Source organism: Sphaerochaeta associata (assembly GCF_022869165.1).
GTDB lineage: Bacteria > Spirochaetota > Spirochaetia > Sphaerochaetales > Sphaerochaetaceae > Sphaerochaeta > Sphaerochaeta associata.
In genome coordinates this window covers 332526-354971 of sequence record NZ_CP094929.1, presented here as the reverse complement: position 1 = coordinate 354971, position 22446 = coordinate 332526, and the positions used below count along the sequence as shown (strand labels likewise).

At 49.1% G+C, this 22446-nt stretch carries 22 protein-coding genes; 3 read left to right on the top strand and 19 right to left on the bottom strand.

Features of this window, described 5'->3' with window-relative positions:
• Window positions 1-34: 34 nt before the first annotated feature.
• Genes MUG09_RS01670 through MUG09_RS01660 form a run of 3 tightly spaced genes read left to right on the top strand, consistent with a single transcriptional unit; the run spans window position 35 to window position 3093 of the window.
• Window positions 35-1345 (top strand): ABC transporter substrate-binding protein, encoded by a 1311-nt coding sequence (locus MUG09_RS01670; RefSeq protein WP_244772844.1) that lies wholly within the window; start codon window positions 35-37, stop codon window positions 1343-1345.
• A 34-nt stretch (window positions 1346-1379) separates the two neighbouring features.
• Window positions 1380-2273 (top strand): carbohydrate ABC transporter permease, encoded by an 894-nt coding sequence (locus tag MUG09_RS01665; protein ID WP_244772843.1) that lies wholly within the window; start codon window positions 1380-1382, stop codon window positions 2271-2273.
• Window positions 2263-3093, top strand: a complete 831-nt coding sequence (locus MUG09_RS01660) for a carbohydrate ABC transporter permease (RefSeq protein WP_244772842.1) — start codon at window positions 2263-2265, stop codon at window positions 3091-3093. Before MUG09_RS01665 ends, MUG09_RS01660 begins: the two co-directional genes overlap by 11 nt.
• 72 nt (window positions 3094-3165) lie before the next feature.
• Here the strand turns inward: MUG09_RS01660 and MUG09_RS01655 are convergent, their stop codons facing one another.
• The 19 genes from MUG09_RS01655 to MUG09_RS01565 form a co-directional block, all read right to left on the bottom strand.
• A complete protein-coding gene (locus tag MUG09_RS01655) occupies window positions 3166-5601 on the bottom strand; it encodes a B12-binding domain-containing radical SAM protein (RefSeq protein ID WP_244772841.1) in 2436 nt (811 codons plus the stop codon).
• A gap of 81 nt (window positions 5602-5682) precedes the next feature.
• Entirely contained in the window at window positions 5683-5835 is a 153-nt protein-coding gene (locus MUG09_RS01650; protein ID WP_244772840.1) for a hypothetical protein, read from the bottom strand.
• 15 nt (window positions 5836-5850) lie between these two features.
• Window positions 5851-6012 carry a hypothetical protein gene (locus MUG09_RS01645; RefSeq protein ID WP_244772839.1) on the bottom strand — a complete coding sequence of 54 codons (162 nt, stop codon included), beginning with the start codon at window positions 6010-6012 and terminating at the stop codon, window positions 5851-5853.
• A 263-nt stretch (window positions 6013-6275) separates the two neighbouring features.
• Window positions 6276-7763: an RNA-binding domain-containing protein gene (locus MUG09_RS01640; RefSeq protein WP_244772838.1), complete on the bottom strand. Its 1488-nt coding sequence runs from the start codon at window positions 7761-7763 to the stop codon at window positions 6276-6278.
• Complete coding sequence (locus tag MUG09_RS01635; protein WP_280529400.1) at window positions 7760-8383, bottom strand: DUF4062 domain-containing protein; 624 nt, start codon at window positions 8381-8383, stop codon at window positions 7760-7762. The genes MUG09_RS01640 and MUG09_RS01635 overlap by 4 nt, the downstream gene beginning before the upstream one ends.
• 782 nt (window positions 8384-9165) lie before the next feature.
• The gene (locus MUG09_RS01630; RefSeq protein WP_244772836.1) at window positions 9166-9648 is read right to left on the bottom strand and encodes a helix-turn-helix domain-containing protein; all 483 of its coding nucleotides are present in this window, start codon (window positions 9646-9648) and stop codon (window positions 9166-9168) included.
• Between the two features lie 2 nt (window positions 9649-9650).
• On the bottom strand, window positions 9651-10070 hold the full coding sequence (locus MUG09_RS01625) for a hypothetical protein (RefSeq protein WP_244772835.1): 420 nt from the start codon (window positions 10068-10070) through the stop codon (window positions 9651-9653).
• A gap of 586 nt (window positions 10071-10656) precedes the next feature.
• On the bottom strand, window positions 10657-11466 hold the full coding sequence (locus MUG09_RS01620; protein WP_244772834.1) for a transposase: 810 nt from the start codon (window positions 11464-11466) through the stop codon (window positions 10657-10659).
• Between the two features lie 4 nt (window positions 11467-11470).
• Complete coding sequence (locus MUG09_RS01615; RefSeq protein WP_244772833.1) at window positions 11471-12559, bottom strand: DNA-processing protein DprA; 1089 nt, start codon at window positions 12557-12559, stop codon at window positions 11471-11473.
• Window positions 12552-14090 carry a YifB family Mg chelatase-like AAA ATPase gene (locus MUG09_RS01610; RefSeq protein WP_244772832.1) on the bottom strand — a complete coding sequence of 513 codons (1539 nt, stop codon included), beginning with the start codon at window positions 14088-14090 and terminating at the stop codon, window positions 12552-12554. The genes MUG09_RS01615 and MUG09_RS01610 overlap by 8 nt, the downstream gene beginning before the upstream one ends.
• Before the next feature lie 285 nt (window positions 14091-14375).
• The gene (locus MUG09_RS01605; RefSeq protein ID WP_244772831.1) at window positions 14376-14609 is read right to left on the bottom strand and encodes a single-stranded DNA-binding protein; all 234 of its coding nucleotides are present in this window, start codon (window positions 14607-14609) and stop codon (window positions 14376-14378) included.
• A 225-nt stretch (window positions 14610-14834) separates the two neighbouring features.
• Window positions 14835-15068, bottom strand: a complete 234-nt coding sequence (locus MUG09_RS01600) for a single-stranded DNA-binding protein (RefSeq protein WP_244772830.1) — start codon at window positions 15066-15068, stop codon at window positions 14835-14837.
• Window positions 15069-15453: 385 nt separating this feature from the next.
• Window positions 15454-16032 (bottom strand): hypothetical protein, encoded by a 579-nt coding sequence (locus MUG09_RS01595; protein ID WP_244772829.1) that lies wholly within the window; start codon window positions 16030-16032, stop codon window positions 15454-15456.
• A gap of 150 nt (window positions 16033-16182) precedes the next feature.
• Complete coding sequence (locus tag MUG09_RS01590) at window positions 16183-17367, bottom strand: GHMP family kinase ATP-binding protein (protein WP_244772828.1); 1185 nt, start codon at window positions 17365-17367, stop codon at window positions 16183-16185.
• Window positions 17368-17499: 132 nt separating this feature from the next.
• Window positions 17500-18252: a nucleotidyltransferase family protein gene (locus tag MUG09_RS01585; protein WP_244772827.1), complete on the bottom strand. Its 753-nt coding sequence runs from the start codon at window positions 18250-18252 to the stop codon at window positions 17500-17502.
• A 74-nt stretch (window positions 18253-18326) separates the two neighbouring features.
• A complete protein-coding gene (locus MUG09_RS01580; RefSeq protein WP_244772826.1) occupies window positions 18327-18971 on the bottom strand; it encodes a hypothetical protein in 645 nt (214 codons plus the stop codon).
• A gap of 104 nt (window positions 18972-19075) precedes the next feature.
• Window positions 19076-20371, bottom strand: coding sequence for an IS66 family transposase (locus MUG09_RS01575; RefSeq protein ID WP_244772825.1), 1296 nt, complete (start codon window positions 20369-20371; stop codon window positions 19076-19078).
• Window positions 20372-20443: 72 nt separating this feature from the next.
• Window positions 20444-20761, bottom strand: coding sequence for an IS66 family insertion sequence element accessory protein TnpB (gene tnpB / locus MUG09_RS01570; protein WP_280529399.1), 318 nt, complete (start codon window positions 20759-20761; stop codon window positions 20444-20446).
• Window positions 20762-20896: 135 nt separating this feature from the next.
• Window positions 20897-21970 carry a DUF4917 family protein gene (locus tag MUG09_RS01565; protein ID WP_244772823.1) on the bottom strand — a complete coding sequence of 358 codons (1074 nt, stop codon included), beginning with the start codon at window positions 21968-21970 and terminating at the stop codon, window positions 20897-20899.
• Window positions 21971-22446: the final 476 nt, after the last annotated feature.

The following is a 22446-nucleotide window of genomic DNA, read 5'->3' as shown; positions in this document are numbered from 1 at the left end:
ACCACAATGGATGCAATTATAAAGGAGCAAAAGTATGAAAAAGCTGCTTGTCTGTGTACTGGGATCCCTTCTTATCGGGGGCATGCTGTTTGCAGCCGGAGGTTCGGAACAAAAGAAAAGTACTCCCAAAGAACGGGTTGTCACTACGATTCCTTTGTCATCATATGCCACCGAAGCATGGTACAAGGCTATGAACGATGCGTTCACAGCCGAGACCGGTATCCGTGTAGATGTACAGGTGACCCCCGGAACCAACGATGAACAGGTCTCAAAGGTAAACCTTGACCTGCTTGCCGGCAGCAGGATCGATGTAATCCCGACTCTCGGGCCCCGCGACTTGAATACCCGATTGGAAGCCGGCTTCCTTGCTCCGTTGAAAGACCTCGCCCTCAGCTCGGGGACGGATGTCAAATCCATTTGGGGCAAATACATTGTGTACGATGAAAAGGGTGAGTTCTATTCCATCCCGACCAAACAAGAAATCTACTGCCTCTATTACAATAAGACCATGTTCGACAAGGCTGGAGTGGCTTATCCCCAGGCTCCATGGACATGGGATGACTTCGAGAAAACGGCAAAAATGCTGACAAATGCACAACAGGACCAGTACGGTGCATTGATGCGCCTCGAAACTCCTCATATCATCATCAAGGCATTGCAGGAACAGGTCCCTCTCTACAAGGCAGACGGAACCAGCAATTTCGATGACCCGGCATTCGCTGAAAGCCTCAAATGGTTCAAGGAGCTGGGAAGTGCCAAGAAGTATCAGTTGGACGTGAAGCAGCTGTTGGCTGAAAAGGCATCGTGGAACTATTGGGCGACAGTGGACAACATGGCTATGTTCATTCAAGGCAATTGGTTCACCAGATTGCTGAACAGCCCTGCAGATTATCCTCGTGATTGGAACTACGGTGTTGCAGCAATTCCTACGACAGGAAAAAAGGGAAGTGCCAACAACTTTGTATCAATGGCGTATGCAAGCATCAACAAGAATGCAGCCCACCCCGAAGATGCCCTGACATATATCCTCTGGCTCGGACAGAACCAGTGGAGATTCGAAAAGGGAATCCCTGCCCTGGAGAACATGAGCAAGGAGGACGTTGCCAATGTATTCAAGAGCACCGCAGACGCTTCGAACGGAAGCATCACTGTCGAGGACATGAACAATGCCTTGATCGACAATGGCTTGAGCATCATCAATGTCGACATCGTCGGTCCTGCTGCTGCACAATATAATCAGATCATCAAGGAAGAAGCAGAGCGGTATTGCATCGATCAGCAGACACTCTCCGAGACAGTCCAACGCGTCAAGCAGAGGATGGATGAAGCTCTCAAGAGTCTATAAACAACAAAGCAGCTGTGGCCAGGTGGAGGAAAATATGCATCGTACAAGTGGAAGACTGAAAGCTGAAGAACGCACTGCGTGGTTGTTTCTGTCTCTCTTTACACTGTTGTTCATCATTTTCAAGCTCTACCCGCTCGTGTATGGAGTAGCGATAAGCTTTCTTGACAGGAACTCCCTGAAGAATGTGTATTCAGACAAATTTGTATTGTTTTCTAATTATTTGAAGGTTTTTTCAAATAAGACCACCATGCAAGCCTTTGTCCGAACATTTCAGTTTTCTGCGATGTACACCGTTTTTACTATGACTTTCTCCATCCTGGCCGCAATTTTATTGAATAAGGAATTTCGTGGGCGTACGGCAACCCGGACCATGTTCTACATGCCGTACGTTACCAACTTGATCGCAATCGGTGTCGTATGGAATTACATCCTGAATCCGTACAAGGGTCCGGTCAATCGCCTGCTTCTTTCCTTGGGAATAGCTGAGCAGAACCTGCCGCTTTGGCTTAGTGGGAACAACAGCGCCTTGCCTGTGGCGGCTTTGATCCATACATGGGTCGGCTTGGCTTTCCCGGTCATTACGTTGCTTGCCGCCCTTCAGCAGGTACCGCGTTCCTTGATCGAGGTAGCCGACCTGGAAGGGGCCGGCCCGCTGCAGCGTCTCAGATTTGTGATACTGCCTTCGCTCAAACCCGCCATACTGTTCATCCTGACAATTACCATCATCAATTCGTTCAAGAACTACACGGTGATCATGGCATTGACCGAAGGAGGACCAGGGACAGCCACCCAGGTTGCATCGATGCAGATATATGCCGATGCGTTCAAATACTTCAAATTGGGAATTGCTTCTGCTGAGGGTACGTTGCTCGCTCTGATCATATTCATCATCAGTTCACTGATACAAAGGAAAACCTATGAATATTGAACTGCAAACAAAAAATCCCAAGCAGGTTTTCTTTACGATGGTGATGTGGATTTTCGGGCTGCTCATGGTCTATCCGTTTGTTTCCATGGTGGTAATAGCCTTTCGTCCTGCCGGGTTGGCCTATCGTCCGCTTTTCTACCCAACCGTTCCCATAGCGGACAACTTCATTACAGTGATTTCTCATCCCAATTTCCTGAATTGGAGTCAGAACACCATAGTCACTGTTGTCGTATCAATCGTCCTGCGTCTTATGGTCACGTTGCCTGCTTCGTATGCTTTCGCACGGCTCAAGTTCCGTGGAAGCAAGCTGCTTCTCTTGGTTTTCATGCTCACGCTCGTAGTACCAAGTGAAACTACCATGGTGCCTCGATATCTGTACTATAAATCTCTTGGATTGTTCGACTCCCTGTGGGTTGTAATCCTTCCTGAGTTGAGTGAAGTCTTCTATCTGATGTTGCTCATCCAATTCTTCCAGGCAATTCCGAGAGACCTCAATGAGGCTGCCTGCATAGACGGTGCATCACAGCTGTGCATCCTTGCAAGAATCTATGTCCCGCTTTCCGGCCCTGCCATTGCAACGGCGGTGCTCTTCTCATTCATCAATATCTGGAATAACTTCCTCGACCCATACTTATTCATCACTTCGATCGATCGCCAGATGCTGACCCCTGCCCTGAAGTACTTCCAGGAGCGTGGCGGTGCCAATGTTCCTGTACAGCTTGCTGGTTCTGCCATTGCGATCATTCCGATAGTTCTCTTGTTCATCTTCACTCAGAAATACTTTGTTGAAGGAATTACGAATGCGGGAATCAAGGGTTAGGCACATCAAGTGATTCTTGATGGTAAGGCAAAATGGAGCCCAGCAAAGTAACAATGTTGGGTTTCCTTCGGATCATCGTTTCTCTGAGTCATCGATGAACCGCATACAAGCGGTTATCGAGTCTTCGGGAAGCCCGCTTGTCGCTTTAGCCAGCGGAGAAAGGTCCAATTTCGGACTGCCTTGGAGCTCAACGAAAACCTTCCCGTCGACAGCCGTCCGGATGATTGCCTCGAAGATTTCCCTCTTTTTTCGGGCTTTTTCAGAAAAGTTGAAAACAGCATCGTTGCCTCGCCATAACAGCGAGGCCGGCAGAAAGCGTTGATCCAGTAATTTCTCAATCGAGCGTTCCATCATGACCATAGTGAGGTGTTTGCCTTCGGCCGGCTCGATGCACACGGCATAACGCGACCCGATGGCCTGCTCACGTGACAAGACCGTGTAACCGATTTCTTGCAAGTCCTTTTGCAGTGCTTCCCGGTCTGCCCTCGGCAATGGATAGACTGCAATGGCGGTTCTTCCATACCACGCGATCATCCGATCCTGCCATTCGGGTGAACCGAACAAGACATCCTGGACCTGCATGATAGATGTCGCTGCCCCTGGGAGGCGTTCAGCCAATGTCCTCATGATATAGGAAGAGCGGGTTGCAGCCTTGGCTGTACGCAATGATAACGGCATGGTGAAGCGGATATACAGCGGCTGCATTGCAGCTTTGGCCTTACGCAACGCTTCGACAGTTTCCATGTCGGCCTTTGTGGGAGCCTTGATGGCATGCCCGATAAGAAATTGCCGTTCGGTTGCGCCAGAGCAAGCACCGCAAGCCGAACAACGCGTTATCTCATGCGAGACGGGCATGCACGAGCTTTGTTGGACATGGTTTCGGGCATCGATGAAGCGGTTGTACAGAAACCCACTGTCGATGCCGGTATCGAGGAAATCGAAGGCAAATCGAGCATGCCGGTCCTTGAGTTGGGTGAATGAGCCGGGCAGCCAGCCCTGTCGTCCCAACAATGAAGAGAAGAACTGCCAAGCTCCTTTGGGGAATTTGCAATCGTAGACATAGCCGTTCTCGGCCATGGCCACTAAAGCAGGAGCGATGGGATAAGGCGTCATCACCAGCGTCTGCGAAATGAAGTACTCGTCAAATTGCTCGGCCAAGCGGAATTCAAAACGTGCCGACTGGACTGCACTCTGCACGGCTTGCAACGACTGTTCCCATTGTGCCCTGTCGAGCAGCAACCGTTCATAGCGCAACGGAGTGAACGGCATGCGCACCAACAGTCCGAATGAGCAAACGATACGGGTATGGCTGCCATGGTGTGAACGCAAGGAATCGATTGAGATCAACAAGCGCCTGAATTCCTCACCATCGACGGAGTCCTCGTTCCCGCTCAAAATGAAAAAGAGTTTAATTTCCTTCGCTTTGGCTTGTATAATCGCTTCAATCGCCCCCATGATCTGGTCGCGACTCAATTCCTTGTGGTAGTAGGCACGCATGCGCTCGCTGATGCCCTCGATGCCGACGGTGAACACCCGTTTACCGGCTGCCACCTCAAAATCGACTAAAGCAGGCATAACGGCCAGGACGTCCGCCCGTTGGCTCATGAAATCAACCTGTTTGAAGTACCGCTGTAATTCAACAATCAAGGCGACGATATCTGAGTGGGTATTGAAGTTGAACGAAGTCAACTCGACCGAATCGGCACCGGTGGTCTGTTTCAGGAGCAATGCATTTTCCACCAGCTTCCGAAAGGGCACTTCCCGGTATGGCTTGCGTTCCCATCCTTCAAAGCAGAACGTGCAAAAAGAGGGGCACCCGGCCGCGATTTGCAACCGAATCGTCGAGGCTTCATCAGAATCGAACAACGGTGGATTGTCGGCACATCTGATTGGATAACAGTCCATCGATCGGTAGACGGCCTTTACAACCCGACTGGGGGTCCGGGTGCTTGTGAATACCACCAAGCCGTCGACCGAAGCAGCATGTTCTTCCAGTGCAGTGCGACGCTCAGCACACGGCCTTGTCGTAAGGGCTGCGACCAATGCAGAGACCAACATTTCCCCCTCTCCGAAATGGATGGCGTCGACTAGGGCGTCATTGTCGCTGAATACAAGGCTTTGGGATGCCAGTGAATTCGATCCTCCCAAGATAATCAGTGTTTTGGATTTTGCCTGTCGGCGCTCTGAAGCAGACAGGGCAATACCGGCATGTGCAAGCAGGTAGGGAAGATTGACCAGCTCAAGCGCATATGCATTGGAGATGAGGAGCAGGTCGAACTGTGCCAACGGACGCTTGGTGAAGACTGAGGTGATCCAACAGTCATGATCACCCTCGTGGAGTTGCCGTTCACGCGAGGTGGGGAACCAAGCGAAATCGATGGAAGCAGCCGGGAGGACGGCACGGCACTCGTGGTAAAGGAAAAGATGGGGACTGGAGCGTTCAATATCGTTGAAGGGAGAAAGGCGGACGATGCAAACGGAGAAATCCCCGTCACCGATGGTTTCCATGATAGGGAGACTGTATCTGAAATTTTATCCAAAGACAATTGGAGAAGAAGGCATCCTCGGAGAGGGCTGGCCACATAGATTTCACCTTCCCTTCCCGATTCTCCTGACCGTCTCATGGCTGACATGCAGAAAGGACGCGATGTCCTTCAAGGCATGGCCGTCTGCAATGGCGAGCTGAACAAACTCAGTGCGAAGGTCCCGTACCAGCGAGGAAGAAGAACCTGAAACCAGCATGGTTCTCTTATCGTTTTAATGCTTCTCAGAGAGCAGCCTGTCCTTAGCCACCTTGATGGCACTGTCCCCCAACCCGACGATGGTGGTTGTCTGCAGACCTGCGATGATCGCCATTTCCACTGCAAGCGGGTACCCGCTGATGCCCGTAATTCCCAAGCTCCTGATTACTGTAGCCACAACAAACCTCCTACTAATCATCAAAAAGAAGTAAATGGCAGGTTTACTGCAGGTGTCGGGAAAGAAAAGCAGAAAACCTTGAAAGGATTTTATACATGACGATTAAGAACAGGGAAACCCAACAGACTTCCCATCTGTTGGGTTTCCTTGGTATACACCTTAATCGTTTTGTTGTTGGAAGCGCTTAGAACAAATCAATATTCTCTGTCCACGAGAGGTAACCCGATGGAATCATCAAGATTGTATACAAGCTTGCCTATTTTCTACCTTGCGCTGTTATTGGCTAAGCCTGCCAATATTCGTTCACCAACTGAACTGATCCGGTACTTTTGTTTGCTGCTTGTAGGTTTCTCTGGGATTGTCATTTCTATAGCTTTGATTTCGAGCGCTGGAATTATATAGGATTTTCGGAAGTGCTCTGCATCCCGGAGGCCAATAACCTCTTGTAAATCCCCCCGGCTCATTTCACTTGTGAGATGTTTCAATAGCTTTATAACTTCCGGGGTAACTTCCGGGGTAACTTCCGGGGTAACTTCCGGGGTAACTTCCGGGGTAACTTCCGGGGTAACTTCCGGGGTAACTTCCGGGGTAGAAAAGGTTACGGTGACTCCCAACTTTGGATCTGACTTCCAAAACGGAGAAGGCAGGCCACTGTCAAGGCATTTCTGTACCATCAGCACGCTACCGCGCCCTGCTTTTTCCATAAACCCCCGAAGATACAATACATGGGCTATATCAGGATTGCGAAGAATTGAAATTTGCCCTTTCAGCAGGCTCTGCTCGGTAACCCCTTCCGGGAGTGCTCCTGAGTTCCATATCTCCAGTCGATGAGGATATACATGGATGCTGACACCTCCGGATGCTGCACTATAGTCCCTATGTGCCAACGCGTTTATCAATGCCTCGCGAACCGCTTCTTCAGGATATAACGGGGCATCCAGACGTTTGGGATTACCTTTGATGAATTTGGAGCTGCTGGAAGTATTACGAATGATGAATGCATAGGCATCCTCGAAGATGCGATGCAACGGGCCTTCGAAGGATTTCATGTCAATGAATGTATCACCTGCTTTATCCGAGCTGTAGCACATAGCCCTGATTCGGGTTTGTGGCAATCGGATGGCCGGATTTGTTGAAAAAAGAACATCACCACCATTGGTCAACCGTCCGTATCGAGCAACCGAGAAGTCTTCCAATACCATGGAGATATCTTTTGCATCCCGAAACAACACCCTGCGCACATTTCCTGCTTCTGCTATAGTGGTTCGTATTTCTTGTACATCAAGATCTCTCTCTATATCAGCGAAAGAGAAGCGGCGCTCCCAACGCTCAGGTTCAACTTGATGTCGCATCACAATATCACGAATGGTTTGTGATTTTGCTACTTGAGTGAGTTCACCCGTTCGTATGTAAATGACATCTTTGAAGGCATACGGGACATCACTCCCTGCGGGAACCTCAATGGAAATCACCAGTTTCTTATCCAATTCCTCAGCCTGAACCGCAACGAAAGCCTTTGGAGAGATATGCTCAAGCAAATACCGCTCAAGCTTGGTTACTGCGTCATGAGAACTCTCAATGCCGATGACACCTTCACTCTCGCTCACCCCGCAAATCAAATAGCCCCCAGCGCTATTCAAAAATCCACATACGGTTCTCCCCAATTCCTCAAGATTTCGGATGGAGGACTTGAACTCAACACGTTGATTTTCTCCAAGAGAAAGCAGTGTCTTTATCTGTTTCAGATTCATGAAGCCCCTCCATTTTTCTGAAGCGGCTCTCCGTTCTGGAAGTTTTCCTTGATGAATTCCTCAACCTCCTGGTACCTGAAGAACTGGGAACCTATAAAAATTGATCCATCATTGTTGGAGTGATACTTCTGCACCCAATTGCCTTTTCGTTCATCCAAAGGAACGGTCTCAGGTGATTCATGGTCAATGGTGGCGTCTTCATAGAGGTCGCTGATGCGTAAATCTGTAAAAATCTGATTCTTCTTCAGCCTTAAATCAGCTCGTCCAGCCCTACCTTTATACCCCAAATTGTTAAGTAGTGAACGGGCAAATACCACATTATCGTGAGCCAACAGCCACCGAGGTTTATTAAGCTCAATTGCTTTGAGGATCTCCTGGTGTGTGATGGAGAGACTTGATGAGTCTTTGGGATCCTGACCACTCCCATAATTGGGTGTAATGATTCCGAGAAACAAATCACAATCCTTCACAGCTTGCAGACAGTTCCCAAAAGCAGTTCGATTGGAAAATACGGGAACGGTTCCTTTATGGGACATCCAGACCTCGTAACCAAAGGAGGTTAAGAGTGTATACACGCGATCAAGCAACTCTTCTATTCCATATACAGTCGAAGACACCATAATTCTCAGCTTGTCTCGTTCTCTGTTCACCTATCGTCCCCTCGTGCTCCCAACATGAGCATATAATCCTTCATGGAATAATACACCGCAATCCAATCTGAAGATCCTTCGATTCACTGGTGTTGTCTGATTGTACATCAATTCTTGAGACTGTGCGATTTCTTTTAACGCTGTATACCAGACTGGGAACCCTTCATCTTGTCATGCCGGGTTTCATGTAGACTTGGCCACTCACTTTGCACCCCGTTTCTTGATGTCGCCGGGACTGAGGTTGACTACGACTTCCACTACAAGCGGGTACCCGCTGATGCCCGTAATTCCCAAGCTCCTGATCACTGTGGCCACAACAATCCTCCTACCTACCCATCAAAGGTGGAACAAAGGAGGAGTTGCTTCAGCAATCAAGAAAGAAAAGTAGAAAACCTGCATGAATGGGCCATTGAAGTCAAAGCTGTAGACTCCTATCATAGGCGGGGTAATGATTTTCACGTGGTACCATGTGACCAATGTCGGATTGCTGGTGTTTTCTTGAGAACTACTGCCTGTTGCAGTGCTTAATCACCAGAGTCGTTCCATAGAGCCAACCGGCAATCCTTTTGGTCAATGCTTCAGATATCTCTGCTGTCCCGAAGGTCCCTTATCGGCAACTGTCACCTTACAGTCTTGGGTGCCGATATAGCTGAGGAACAGCATGAGCCGGTCCTGCTTAGGAATACGGTTTCACTCATAGCCCTTGAACAGGTCCTTCACAAGTATTCAAAATGGTTTGGAGATATCGGTCACTACAAAATATCCGGGTGCTCAAAACGGATATCCTCAAGTTCTTTTGCTGCATGCTGAAGAAGAATATTCCTGGCTGCTTCGCCTTCAAAGTGCATGTCTGCGACAGCAAGCAGCCACGGGAAGGTCCGAATCATCCTCATCAATGCGAGTGCTGCTGCCGAGGGATACATGGATCGCTCATTCTTCCACCTTGCAATAGTCCGAGCGGGCAGCCCCAAGGCGCGTTCCATGGATGCAGTCGCGTGACCCATGGCATTGAGCTCATCAAGCACGTTCACCATCGAGACTCGTTTGAGCGCTGCAAGCTCTTTCTGAATCACGAGATCATTGCTGCCATCATCCTCGGAAAATCCACAATGGCTGCATACTCTTTCTTGTATCTTGATTGTGGAGGATTCAGCATAGGGTTCGCTGATCTCAATCTCATGATCCTTGATTGATACAGTGTCCTTTCCACAATATGAACATATGACTTTTTCCATACTTACTCACTTCCTTCTAAACTAGCAGGCAGCAATCCTGCCTTCCTTAACGCGAATTCCATTATTGTAGGCCCGCATGCAGCATCACGATGAAACGATTTGATAATCCACTTCCTGTTCGACTCACTGAAAAAGAAGGAGATATAGCCGACGGAAAATCCTGACTTGAAATGATAGGCATCGCAAATCGGAGGGGGTACCTCAAAACTGCGTCTATACTCAATCGAATTGACAAATTCAAGATCTTCCAAACCTCCTGCATTGATGAATGCAAAAATGGCTTCCTTTGTCTTGAGAGAGAAATGGCTTGCTGCTGTTTCAAGAACTCCTCCCATGAGCACCACGTTCGATGGTTGACGCCCATTACCCTTGCATGCCCGAAGAAAATCCTTGATATCGTATTCCGGTTGTGGTTTTGGCACTTCGGCATCTCATATTATACATTATGTATAAGATAAGTCAATCGACCAATCCAGTATGGACATCTTCATCGTCAAGGGATATCTGATTGCGTTGTTGCCAAGGATCCAGAACACCGTAGCCATACTTGAAGGTACTTACATCAATCAAAGGAAGGGCAGCAGCACGATTGATTCAGGAAGCATCAGCCCTGAAGGCCTCTTTCTGCTAGTTTCAAGGACTCTTTCCTGACTTTCGGACTTACGGAAAGAGAAATCGGCCAAAAAGGCTGAATATAACCACCAAATGAAGATTTCAAGAGAAAAGCGAGAAAACAATTTCTCCTACCAAATCCTGTAAGGATAGGTATACTGGTCATGCCTCAGGGCAAAGATGGACTGTGAAGGGTTCAAATGTCGGAGAATATCCTTCCTCTTGTGGCATGGGATGTAAGATTTTTCTGCCGGTATCGTGACGCTGGAATTCTCTTGGGATAGCCCCCTACTCAAACACCTCATAGGTCTTCTTGATAGTCTGGATGTACTCATCCGGCTTGTTCTTGATAATCCGGGAGAACAGCATGTCGATGAGCGTGTTCACATACAGATTTCACCTTCCCTTCCCAATCCTCCTCACCGTCTCATGGCTGACATGCAGAAAAGACGCTATGTCCTTAAGGGCATGGCCGTCTGTGATGGCAAGCTGAACAAACTCAGTGCGAAGGTCCCGTACCAGGGAGGAAGAGGAACCTGCTACGAGCATGGTTCTCTTATCCGTCTGATGCTTCTCACCAAGCAGCCTGTCCAGCAGAAAAGCCAGCCTCTCTTCAGTCTCGACCTTGCGGTCAATGATGGTGGCAAATCCTACCTGGGACGACCAGTTCTCGTGCTCGGTGCACTGGCGGTACCGAGACAAGGCCAGCTTTGCATCAGGGGAGAAATACCCAAGGAGCATTGCTCGATCAACAAGACCGTCTTCCCGCTTCAGAACGGCGGCATGGCCGCTGTACCGATACTTACCGGGAGAGTCGACCAAACCCGCCTTGACCGGATTCTGCACGATGTAGCGGACGATGCTGTAGAGCTTCTGGTCCTCGGTGATCAGGTAGCTCTTGTACCGTCCGCCATAGATGGTTCCAATTCGGTGGTATCGCTGATTGTAATACAGCGTATAGCTGCGGTTCAGAAACCATACCAGGGAAGAGAGGGGTTTCTCCCCCACCTTGAGCAGTAGATGGTAGTGATTATCCATGAGTACGTACTGCAACAGCGTCGCTTCATAGAGGGTGAGAGCAGTACCAAGGAGGGAGAGAAACTCCTTCTTGTCACGGTTGTCCTCATAGATGTAGGTGCGGTTGTTACCCCGCTGGATGACATGCTGGAGGGTATGCGGCTCTGCATTTCTCTTGCGTCTGGGCATATGTTCAGAGGCCTCCGACCAGGTGCCATTTGCCGTCACTGAGAAACGAGACTTTTCCGGCAAGTTCCATCGATGCCAGGCACTCCATGACCGGTCCGTCACCGATCTGCACCCAGGCTTCCAATTCCGTGGTTGAAAGGGGCCGTGAAGCAAGGGCTTTGGCCACCACCTCTTCACCTGAGCACGTCTGAACAAAAGAATCATTCACTACAAGCCGGTCGTTGAGGTAGGCATGGGCCCCTTCACTCAACAGCAGGTTTGTACCGCTGCTCTTGGGTTCAAGCAGGCTGTTGGGAACTGCAAGAACCTGCTTGGCCTTGGAGAGGGCACTGCGCGCGGTATGCATGCTGCCGCTCTTCATTCCTGCTTCAATAACAAGGAGGGTGTTGCACCAGGAGGCGAGCAGGTCGTTTCGCCCGATGAAGCGGAAGCGCAATGCCTCCCTGCCATAGGCATAGGGGGTGATGACAGCCCCGGTATCGGCGATGCGTTCCATCAGATCGGCATGCGAGGCCGGCTGGGCCTTGTGCAGGCCGCAGGGAAGAAATGCATACGTAATACCACCACAGGCAAGGGTGGTTTCGTGCGCGAGAGCGTCGATACCGAAAGAGAGACCCGAGGCAACAATGCTGCCCTCACCTACCAGATCCGATACCGCGGCCTTGGTCACCAGACGTCCATAAGAGGTACAGGCCCGTGAACCGACGACTCCAACCACGGGGATGGAGGGATCGCATAGCCTTCCGCGGTAGTAGAGAACAAGTGGAGCTTTCTCATCGGCTTCATAGATATGGCGGTAGTATGGCGAGGTTGCATCGAGCACCATGATGGAGGATTTCTCATTGTTTGCCAGTATCGTTTCAGCAATTTCCAAGTTTCGTGCTTTCCAGCTGGATTCGAGAGAAAAACCCTTTGCCCCCTCGGCGACAGACGATGAAGAGCCGGAGCCATGCAATACATCGTCAACCGTCGTTGCACTTGCTCTGAATATCTGTTCGGGGTTGCCGAGGGCGGCAAGGAGTGTTCGTTTCTTTTTCAAGGAGAGTCCGGCCAGTTCACTGAGCCAGATCCAATAAAGCGTAGTGTCATGCATGGCGCATCTCCCGTTCCAGGTCGCGGGAAAAGAGGGCCTTCAGGAGGTGTGTTTTCTGGATGCGCTCGCTTGCATCAATGTCGGCGAACGTCCTTGCAAGCTTGATCGTCTTGTAGCGGGCACGAACCGAAAGGCTGTCTCGTTCATACGTCTTCTGCAAGAGGGCTGCACATTCGTCGTCGAGAATGCAGTACTTGCGCATCTGGGTGCTGTTCATCTCCGAATTCGTGGTTATTCCCTCACCTGCCTTTCGGAACCGATGACGCTGGCGCTCACGCGTCAGCATCACGGTATTGCGTAGGGAGGCCGAGCTGATGGTTCCGCTCATGAGGTGACCGTCGCTGAAATCCACCCGTCCTACGTACTTCTGCATGTCGATGCGGTCGAGGATGGGCCCTGATATGCGTTGACGGTAGGTCTTGATGGTATAAGGCGTGCATTCGCACTTACTGGTCCCTGCATACCCGCAGGGGCAGGGATTCATCGCGGCGACGAGCATGAAGTCGGAGGGGTATCGGTTGGTCTGGCTGACGCGGCTGATGGTCACCTTCTTGTCCTCAAGCGGCAGTCGCAGTGATTCAAGGGTCTTTCTTCCGAACTCGGGAAGCTCGTCCAGAAAAAGAATACCCCGATGGGCAAGGGTAACCTCCCCGGGTTTTGCATAGGGACCGCCGCCGATGAGGGCGTGGGAGGACATGTTGTAGTGGGGCGAACGAAAGGGTCGTGTACTCTTCAGCTCATGGCCGTCAAGCTCCCCTGCGATGCTGTAGATGGAGGAGACCTCCAGGATTTCCTCTTCGCTCATGGGAGGGAGGATGGTGGGAAGCAGCTTTGCCATCAGTGACTTGCCGCAACCGGGAACTCCTACCAGCAGGAGATTGTGGTTGCCTGCCACCGCTGCCGCAAGGTAGGGGAGAATCTCCTCATGGCCGACGACGTCGCTGTAGTCGCCGTCCTTTCCCCGGCCCTTGTTCTCATTGGCGAGAGGGCTGCGCTGGTGATCGGGAATATGCAGCCGTTCTTCCAGATAGGCGACAACCTGGGAGACGGTGCTGCAGGCGATGATGGAAAGTCCTGTTACCAGTGAGGCTTCATCGGCACAATCGAGGGGGACGATCAGGTGATTCCAACCAAGCTTGCGGGCTTGGATGGCCATGGGCAGCACTCCGTCGAACCCGACGAGAGAGCCAGTGGTGCTGATGCCTCCGACAAACGCAATTTCATCCCACCCCTTCTTCCTTGGCTTGACTTGCCCCGATTCCACAAGCATGCCGATGAGCATGGGAAGATCGAGGTATGCACCCCGCTTCTTGATGTCGCTGGGACTGAGGTTGACCACGACTTTCCTGGTCGGGTAGGCATATCCCATCTCTTCGGTGCAGGCTTCCATCCTGTCCTTGGCCTCCTTGACGGCACTGTCCCCCAACCCGACGATGGTGGTTGTCTGAAGGCCTGCGATGATCGCCACTTCCACTGAAAGCGGGTACCCGCTGATGCCTGTAATTCCCAAGCTCCTGATCACTGAGGCCATAACAATCCTCCTATCTACCTACCAAAGGAAGAACAAAGGAGAAGTTGCTTCAACAATCAAGAAAGAAATGTAGAAAACCTGCATGAATGGGCCATTGATGTCAAAGCTGTAGACTCCTATCATTGGCAGGGTAATGATTTTCACGTGGTGCCATGTGACGGATATCTGATTGTTGGTGATTTCATGAGTAATACTGTCTGCAATAGTCCAGAAAAGATTGTTGTCGTAAGAGAGAAAGATATCCCTACCGTAAAAGCCCAGGCACCTAACCTGCAATCCTTTTAGTCACTGCTTCAGGTATCTCTGCTGTCCCGAAGCTCCCTTATCGGCAACTGTCACCTTGCAGTCTTGGGTGCCGATATAGCTGAGGAACAGAGAACCCAGCATGAGCCGGTCCCGTTTGGGAATTCGGTTCCACTCATATCCCTTGAACAGATCCTTTACAAAAAAGATCTCCCCTTCCCGAACCTGCTGGGTTTCATCGATCGCAGTCTTCAACAAGGAATTCATGTCTCCCATACGATACCTCCATCATAGATAGAACTAATTTTGTTTTATTATATCGTTATTGTTATTAATATTGATATTATACGAGAAAATAAAAAAATCGCCAACAATTCTGCGGATTTTGTGGACAGGGTACACGGTACCGGTTTTCTCGAAATCAGGCCCTGGAAGCCCTGTTCTGCGATTCCTGTGGACGATGTGGATTTCTTAACTGGTACCGATAGTTCATCCTTTTAGTCACTGCTTCAGGTATCTCTGCTGTCCCGAAGCTCCCTTATCGGCAACTGTCACCTTGCAGTCTTGGGTGCCGATATAGCTGAGGAACAGGGAACCCAGCATGAGCCGGTCCCGTTTGGGAATGCGGTTCCACTCATATCCCTTGAACAGATCCTTTACCAAAAAGATCTCCCCTTCCCGAACGTGCTTGGTTTCATCGATCGCAGTCTTCAACAAGGAATTCATGTCTCCCATAAGGCGATACCTCCATCATAGATAGTACTGATTCTGTTTTATAATTTTGTTATTGTTATTAATATTGATATTATACGAGAAAACAAAAAATTCAAACCTATTTCTGTGGATTTTGCGGACAGGGTACACGGTACCGGTTTTCTCGAAATCAGGCCCTGGAGACCCCTTTCAGCGATTCCTGTGGACAATGTGGATTTCTTAACTGGTACCGATGGTTTCATGGCGGCCTTGGCCTTATCCAAATGGGCCAATTTTTCTTTCATTGTATACATGGTGCGGTGCATTGCAGCGTCTCCGTCTTTGGTTTTGCCTTCAGTCTATAGACAGAGAGACTGCTCATAAATAGCGATTTATAGTCCGCTTATTTATATCGTGGTGAAATTATTTAATTCAAATCGTTTGGGTAACGAATATATATACCTGTTCCATCCATTCTGGTTCCTCTTCCTTCCGGTAGAATCAACTTGGGGATTTGTCTGTATTCAAATAACAATTCATCACCTCCTTCTGTAAACTTGTATAATTCAAACAACACTATTTGTAATCCAGCAAGTGATGCTAACGCATTTTTCAATGATGCTCGATCAAAATTCCCTGAGCGCTCATGCTTGATTGAATTGTAAGATCTCCACCATTCTGGATTATTTCCATGTTGAGTACTCCAAATTTCAAACGGTTTTACAACCTCTTGAGTGTATGAAATTTTTCTTTCACGAAAATTGAATCCTGGCCTATGAGTGAGAATGATTTCTCTGTAATTCGAAATATTCCTACAAACTGTATTTGTCAGCTGGCGGCAAACTTCCTTGAAAACCATATCTATTTCAGCACAGGCAGTTAATATAATTCTTGCGAACTCTATGGAATATGTATTCATATTCGTTTTGTTGAACTCGACATAACGAGACGTATCTATAAGATCATTCTCTAAAACTAAATAATAATCCCAATATTTATAGCCCATCCTTCTTTCCTCCTTAAACAACAAAGCTTATTCTTCCACTCCATTCGGCCCCATAAAATCATTTTCTTCTAAAAGATGCATGAAAACCATTCCACATAGGTAAATCTTTTTTGTATTTCAGCCGTCAATAGATAGTAAAAACCGTTCTCCTCACTCCACCCTCACCCCATCATCAGTACTGCAGAAATGGACGGAGAACAAGTCCTTGTATTGGGGGAACTGCTGTAGGTATTCTCTTGTTACTTGTTCCTCTATCTCTTTCTTACAAGCAGGATCTACAAGAGCCATGCAGCATCCCTTGAAGCCTGCTCCACTGAACCTGCATCCATAGATACCCTGCACATGCTCTGTTATCTCATAGATGGCCCTGAGCTCGGGAGAGCCCGTCTCCCATGCATGGATGGAACTGTACCCTGAGGCAAACACAAGCTTTCCGAACTCCCTCAGGTCTCCCCTCTTCCATGCCTCTATACCCTTCTCTACCCTGTCCATCTCCGTATAGTAGTGCTGTGCCCTCTTGGCAAATACTTCAGGAAGCCTGTCCCTGTACTCTTCATACACCAAGGGAGGGACATCCCTGAGCCTTGTATCCTTGTACAAGCCGTACTCCATACCCGAGAGAGCCTTGAGGCTGTATGCAGCACTCTTGGCCTCATCCACCCTGGTGTTGTATCCACTACCCAGGACACGGGAGACACCTGAGTAGAAGATTGCTATCTCAAACCTGCCCAGGGTGTCCGGGGCGGGAATGAGTGTATAGGAATCGTCCTTGGTATCAAGGGCGAGGAGGTGCTGCTTTTTGCACAACACCTCGCACGACTGATCAAGCTTGCCCACGTTGATTCCCACATACCCGTTCTCTGCAAACAAGGCTGTCTTGATCAACTCGGAAGGAGTAAGGGTAATATCGTTTGCAAGACAGAGAGCGTTGAGGTAGCAGAGAACCACTGCAGCAGAGGAGGAGAGCCCTCCCACCGGGAGGGTTCCCCTCACCACGCCCTTGATACCGTTTCTCAGCTGGTACTTCTGGGATAAGGCAAAGGCTGCACCCTTTGCATAGTCCCCCCAGTTTCCCTGCTTCTCCCCGATGTTTCCCAGATCGAAGGAAACATGCTCGGGAAAGTTCAGGCTGTCGAGGTTCACCGCACCATCGGTGGAGAGAAGGAATCGGAGGGTTACGCCCTTGTCCAAAGCAAAGCCGGTGATGATGCCGTATTGGTGATCGATGTGGGCTCCAAGGGGACAGACCCGGTAAGGAGCATAGGAGGTATGAATGTCAGAGCTTTCAGCCCAGGGGTACAGTGTCTTGAAGTGTTTTTCCAATGTCTGCGGCATGTGAAGTGATTCCTTATTCCTGCATGATACTACAGACTAAAGGCCGATGGTACAAAAAAGTGGCATAATCCATTACAAATAACAACGCCCGGTCTTGTATCACCAAAACCGGGCGTTGCAGATGAATCAACGTTATTGCTTGGGAAGACGGGAGCCGTCGAACTCCTGTTTGACCTGCTCGTAGCTTTGCAGGTTTCCTATGTCCCAGCGCTTTCCAGGCATGGGATAGGCATAGACCGGAGTATGGCTGCACAGCCATGCTATGAAGGAGCCGGGGGCGTCGGTGTTGCACCCTGATTCTATGGCCTTGCGTATAAGAGGAAGGTCCTCCCTCTTGTAGACATAGAAGGGAGGGACTGCCCAGTTGCTCTTGGGCTCCTTGGGTTTCTCCTCCATCAACAACACCTTGTCCGAAGAATCAATGGTTGCCACCCCTGTTCTCTGCAGTGCAGCCAAGGACGGTTCATAGTGGCGCATGATGCACGTGGCCTGCTTCTCTCTAAAGAAGGGGACGAAACCGGAGAGGGAGAAGTCGAGGAGGTTGTCCCCTGCCAGGACGAGCAGGTCCTCGTCGATTTCCTGCTCTTCTATGGCGAAGAGAATGTCCTTCACCGCACCAAGCCTGTTGGGGTTGTCGGTAGAGCCGTCATCGAGAACGACGACAGGATGGGAGAGAGAACAGCTCTCTTTCCAAGCAGTGAAGTGATCATAGAACTTGTGGTTGGAGACAACCACATACTTCCCGATCCCTTCGATGCGATCGACATCAGAGAGGAGCCAGTCAAGGACGGTCCTTCCCTGTACATCCAAGAGGGGCTTGGGAAAGTTCTCGGTCAAAGGATAAAGCCGGGTTGCATAGCCGGCTGCGAGGATGAGGCAGATCATGAATAAGAAACCTCGTTAAAAAGAGTTTATTGTTGAATTTGTGGACAGGGTACACGGTACCGGTTCTCCCGAAATCAGGCCCTGGAAGCCCCTTTCAGCGATTCCTGTGGAATTTGTGGACGTTGTACCTGGTACCGATAGTTGAACCGATGGTCCTGGGCCCGAACGAACAAGAGCCGGCTGTAACGCATCCTGATGCAGAGGAAGTGCACATGCTCCCCCCCGTTGATTTCCTGGACGCCGTAGTCTAGCTGGATCTGCACTCCAGGGGGAGGCGACTCGATGTAATTGCAGAGCCTTGCCTCGACGGGAGGGCTCGTGACCTGTTCGGTTTTTCTCAGGTGTGCGCAATAATTGCGAAGCGTCTGCTGGTTGCCGGGCAGGGATTGCATCTTTCCCGTATCCACCAGCATCTCTTCCAGCAGGTCGTACAACGAGCTTATCCGCAGCTGCTTGTTGTTGCAGTTGGCTTGCAGGGTGCTGATGATGATTTCCCTGCACATCGGATCGTCGAAGGCTTTTTCCTTCTGGTAGGGACTTGCCAACTGGCTTGCCGATGGGGCATCATCCTTGGTGTAGTACTTGCGGATCGTAGGCGCTGACGGTGGCTTGAGATTCATGTTCCGCAGCACTTTCGCGATGTCCGATTGGGCTATGCCCTGCCGTTTCAGTTCGATGATTGTGTTCATTACTTCTACCTGCTTCAGCAACGTTGCCATTGGCGGCCTCCTTCTGGTGATAATGTATTGCTACCTATCACTATACTAGGAGTCGCCAATGCTTGGCTTAAATTATTAGCCGGTTTACTGGCAGGGATTGGCTGTTATTGAAAAACCTTCTTACCGTAGTCAAGAAAAACATCATTACCGCACTGGTGAAAAACATCATTACCGTGAGAGAGCAAAACATCCCTACCGCACTCCGGTAAAAACATCTTACCTCTCACATTCCTGGTGGCAAGGAACTGTCCAACAGGGATTTCCCCGCAACGGAGCATCTTCCTGTACTGCTCATCGATGTCATAAAGCTTGGCCGCTTCCTTGAGGATGGCCAGCGCGTGTATGTCGTGCTTGTTGAGCTTGAGTATCTTTTTCAGCTGGCGTACTGCATGGACCCAGCAGACGCAATGCTTGTCGTAGGAGAGATAGCCTTTCAGTCCGTCGGTCATCAGGTGGAACGTATAGCCGTACTTGCCCATATCCTCGAACAGCACCTCACGTGAACGCCCCTGGATGTAGTCCAGCAGCACGAGACTGTGGGTCTTGCGTGTCTGTACGTCGTAGGTGTCGCCTATGGTGATATACATGAATCCGTTTTTCGATACCTTGCCCGAAGGGCCCTTCACATTCAGCACTGACACCCTGGTCTCATCCTTGCTTATGAATGCCGAGCGGTAGATCCGTTTCTTCAGGTAATCTATGAAGGGCAGCAGCTGCTCGTAGTAGGTTATCACCCAGGAGGCCAGCTTCTGCCTCGAGAGGAAGTAGCCTTCCCTGCGGAAGATTTCCTCCTGCCGGTACAGGGGCAGGTGGTCGTCGAACTTGCTCACCACCACGCCGGCCACCAGGCTCGGGGACGCCCCGAGTGCCGATGTCTTGGCAGGCAGCAGGACTTTTTTGCCGTCCTTGCCCGCATCCACATCCAAGGCCTTGTACTGGGGGTAGTGATGGCGTTCGACTACCATCTTGCGCGGAATCATCGCCAGCTTGTCGATGATCTTGTCCTCGACCCTGGTCAGGACGATGCCGTCCTTGCCTACGATGGTGTCTGCGGCGCCTTCCGTATGGAACACATCGCATATTGGTGCATCGGCGGGGGCGCTGCAGGCATTGACTCTCTCCCTGACCTTTCGGCTGTGGGCTGCGACCTCGGTGGTCTGATCCGGCTCGGGCTGACTGGAGAGCACTGTGTCGAGAATCTCCAGCTCCTGGAACAACCAGCCTATCTGTTCGGATGAGGGGCAGTAGCGCTCGGCTGTCTTGAGCTTGACCAGCTCCTTGAGCTCTGCTATTTCCTCGTTCTGTGTCTGGACAATTGAAGTAAGGTTGAGCACCAGCGCAGCCAGTTCATCCGGCTGCATTTTTACTAGATCTTCTTTCCTTAACTTCTTGTCTTTCATGGAGTAATGATAGCACAAAACGAGGTTTTACTCAACTATTCTGGAAGAATTATTGTCTTTTGGGCCATCATTTTAGCCTACATACCTCGGGCTGAGAACCGGGAACCGCCTGAAGACATCATAGCCCTTGAGCAACAACAGAATGTCGGAGATTTCAATCTGCAAAGCTTCTTCTTCCGTGTTTGGCCATTTGAATGCCGAGCCGCATTCAAGCCGCTTGATGATCTCAATCCAGCCGTTACGGTCCCAAACGATCGCTTTGATTGTTCGCTTGGTTCCGCCGCAGAACAGGAAGACCGCCTTGGAAAAGGGTTCGAGCTTCATCTCGTTCTGAACGATGTATGCCAGGCTGGGTGACCCTTTCCTCATGTCTGTTATGCCGGGTTTAATGAAAAAATATTAAGCCTCAAGGTTGATCTCCATCTATTGCCTCCTTCATGGGCATAGAATAGAGGGTTTCATGCAGACTTGGCAGAGCGATTTATAGTCCGCTTACGTTGTAACTGGTACCGATAGTTCGACGAATCATTTCCAAAGAGGGACAGTTCTTGCATCGAATGTATTTACCTTGAAAAAACATTGCCCCCTGATTTTTTCGATTCTTTCTTTATCTTCAGCAGAAAATACTCCCACATATACACTATTCAATCTATTTCTCACATCACCTCTAGCCGCTTCATTCAATGCTTTAAGAATATGTCTATCTGACTCACCAAAGCTAAATCCTAAAGTAATTAGACTACCTTTGATTTGTTTTAGATGTGTATAACAGTTTGATAGATAACCATTATGCATGATATGTTGCAATTTCTGGTCACCATCCCCTTCTGTCACGAAAATAGGATATTGATTATTATTGATTCTTTTCTCAATTTCTTGCTTAATATACTGACCATCTCTATATTTTTCTTTGATTATATCACTATTATCATCAAACAAATGAAGAGCTCCATGAAGATAAAATACAGTTTGCTCATCGGTCATCCCACCCCAAACCAATGTATCGTTAGAACGAATAAAATCATCCTCATTCATCCGTTCTTCATAGGGATATGAAAAGCCATCATTAGCGATGGACGAAAGCCCATTGTATCTCATTAATACCCAATAAAGTAATAAATCGTAATTAGTTGAAATTATTGAATTTGGCTTAGAAGAATATGGTTTTAAAAAATCACCACATTTTTGTATTGATCCTTCAGGAATGTCAAAAACGCATTCAGGATGTAATCGGTCTATCGTATTAATTAATTCTAGTTTTAGCTGAGTTCGTATTTTTCTCAATTCTTCCAAGAAGTCATCATTTGCTCCAAAACTCTCCCCCAACTTTATTAAAGTATCAAGTTGCTGCATCACTATCTCAAAATTCGAAGTATTAGTAACCTTGAATAATTTGACTAGATCAGGGTTTTTACCTCTTTCCATCTCTTTAAAAAGGGCATTATATGAAAAAATCTCTTTATCATATGCAATGCTAAAACCATTACCTAGTAGCAGATGAAATGGAGAAGAATCTTTGTCAGCACGTCTTTTCAATTTATCAATTACTTTTAAGTAATCATCAAAATACTCGCCATCTAGTATTACTTTCTTAGCCATTTACCTTCTTCCTCCATTTTACATCAGCTCACTGATTATTTAAAAAACCTTTCCAGCCGGCCTGTACTAAACATTTATTAGAGATCTGAGTCCGATTTGGTTGACTTTCTGAGAGATGACACTGCATGGTCTGGTAAGGAACCTCGTAAAATAGAAGTTGTTGTGGATTTTGTGGACAGGGTACACGGTACCGGTTCTCCCGAAATCAGGCCCTGGAGGCCCCAATTAGCGATTCCTGTGGAATTTGTGGACGTTTTAACTGGTACCGATGGTTATGGGAGTACGTCAGAACTACGAGAGCAACCGAGGAAACCCTACTAAGGCTCGGCCTGCTTCCCAAGATGGAGAAGCCTGCCAAAAAGAAAAGGGGAAGACCCAAGAAGGTAGTGGACCCTAATGCACCGAAAAGGAAACGTGGGAGGCCAAGGAAGAACCCTTCTTAGGCGTATATAGTGTTGGAATTTGGGAAATCATTA

Bases quoted from the DNA above. Each gene is read 5' to 3' on its own strand.
- MUG09_RS01615 (WP_244772833.1), bottom strand. From the start codon at position 12,559: ATGCATGACACTACGCTTTATTGGATCTGGCTCAGTGAACTGGCCGGA.
- MUG09_RS01610 (WP_244772832.1), bottom strand. From the start codon at position 14,090: ATGGCCTCAGTGATCAGGAGCTTGGGAATTACAGGCATCAGCGGGTAC.
- MUG09_RS01595 (WP_244772829.1), bottom strand. From the start codon at position 16,032: ATGGGCTATAAATATTGGGATTATTATTTAGTTTTAGAGAATGATCTT.
- MUG09_RS01640 (WP_244772838.1), bottom strand. From the start codon at position 7,763: ATGAATCTGAAACAGATAAAGACACTGCTTTCTCTTGGAGAAAATCAA.
- MUG09_RS01630 (WP_244772836.1), bottom strand. From the start codon at position 9,648: ATGGAAAAAGTCATATGTTCATATTGTGGAAAGGACACTGTATCAATC.
- MUG09_RS01620 (WP_244772834.1), bottom strand. From the start codon at position 11,466: ATGCCCAGACGCAAGAGAAATGCAGAGCCGCATACCCTCCAGCATGTC.
- MUG09_RS01635 (WP_280529400.1), bottom strand. From the start codon at position 8,383: ATGGTGTCTTCGACTGTATATGGAATAGAAGAGTTGCTTGATCGCGTG.
- MUG09_RS01565 (WP_244772823.1), bottom strand. From the start codon at position 21,970: ATGGCTAAGAAAGTAATACTAGATGGCGAGTATTTTGATGATTACTTA.
- MUG09_RS01650 (WP_244772840.1), bottom strand. From the start codon at position 5,835: ATGCTGGTTTCAGGTTCTTCTTCCTCGCTGGTACGGGACCTTCGCACT.
- MUG09_RS01605 (WP_244772831.1), bottom strand. From the start codon at position 14,609: ATGGGAGACATGAATTCCTTGTTGAAGACTGCGATCGATGAAACCCAG.
- MUG09_RS01585 (WP_244772827.1), bottom strand. From the start codon at position 18,252: ATGATCTGCCTCATCCTCGCAGCCGGCTATGCAACCCGGCTTTATCCT.
- MUG09_RS01670 (WP_244772844.1), top strand. From the start codon at position 35: ATGAAAAAGCTGCTTGTCTGTGTACTGGGATCCCTTCTTATCGGGGGC.
- MUG09_RS01655 (WP_244772841.1), bottom strand. From the start codon at position 5,601: ATGGAAACCATCGGTGACGGGGATTTCTCCGTTTGCATCGTCCGCCTT.
- MUG09_RS01575 (WP_244772825.1), bottom strand. From the start codon at position 20,371: ATGAAAGACAAGAAGTTAAGGAAAGAAGATCTAGTAAAAATGCAGCCG.
- MUG09_RS01600 (WP_244772830.1), bottom strand. From the start codon at position 15,068: ATGGGAGACATGAATTCCTTGTTGAAGACTGCGATCGATGAAACCAAG.
- MUG09_RS01590 (WP_244772828.1), bottom strand. From the start codon at position 17,367: ATGCCGCAGACATTGGAAAAACACTTCAAGACACTGTACCCCTGGGCT.
- MUG09_RS01580 (WP_244772826.1), bottom strand. From the start codon at position 18,971: ATGGCAACGTTGCTGAAGCAGGTAGAAGTAATGAACACAATCATCGAA.
- MUG09_RS01660 (WP_244772842.1), top strand. From the start codon at position 2,263: ATGAATATTGAACTGCAAACAAAAAATCCCAAGCAGGTTTTCTTTACG.
- MUG09_RS01665 (WP_244772843.1), top strand. From the start codon at position 1,380: ATGCATCGTACAAGTGGAAGACTGAAAGCTGAAGAACGCACTGCGTGG.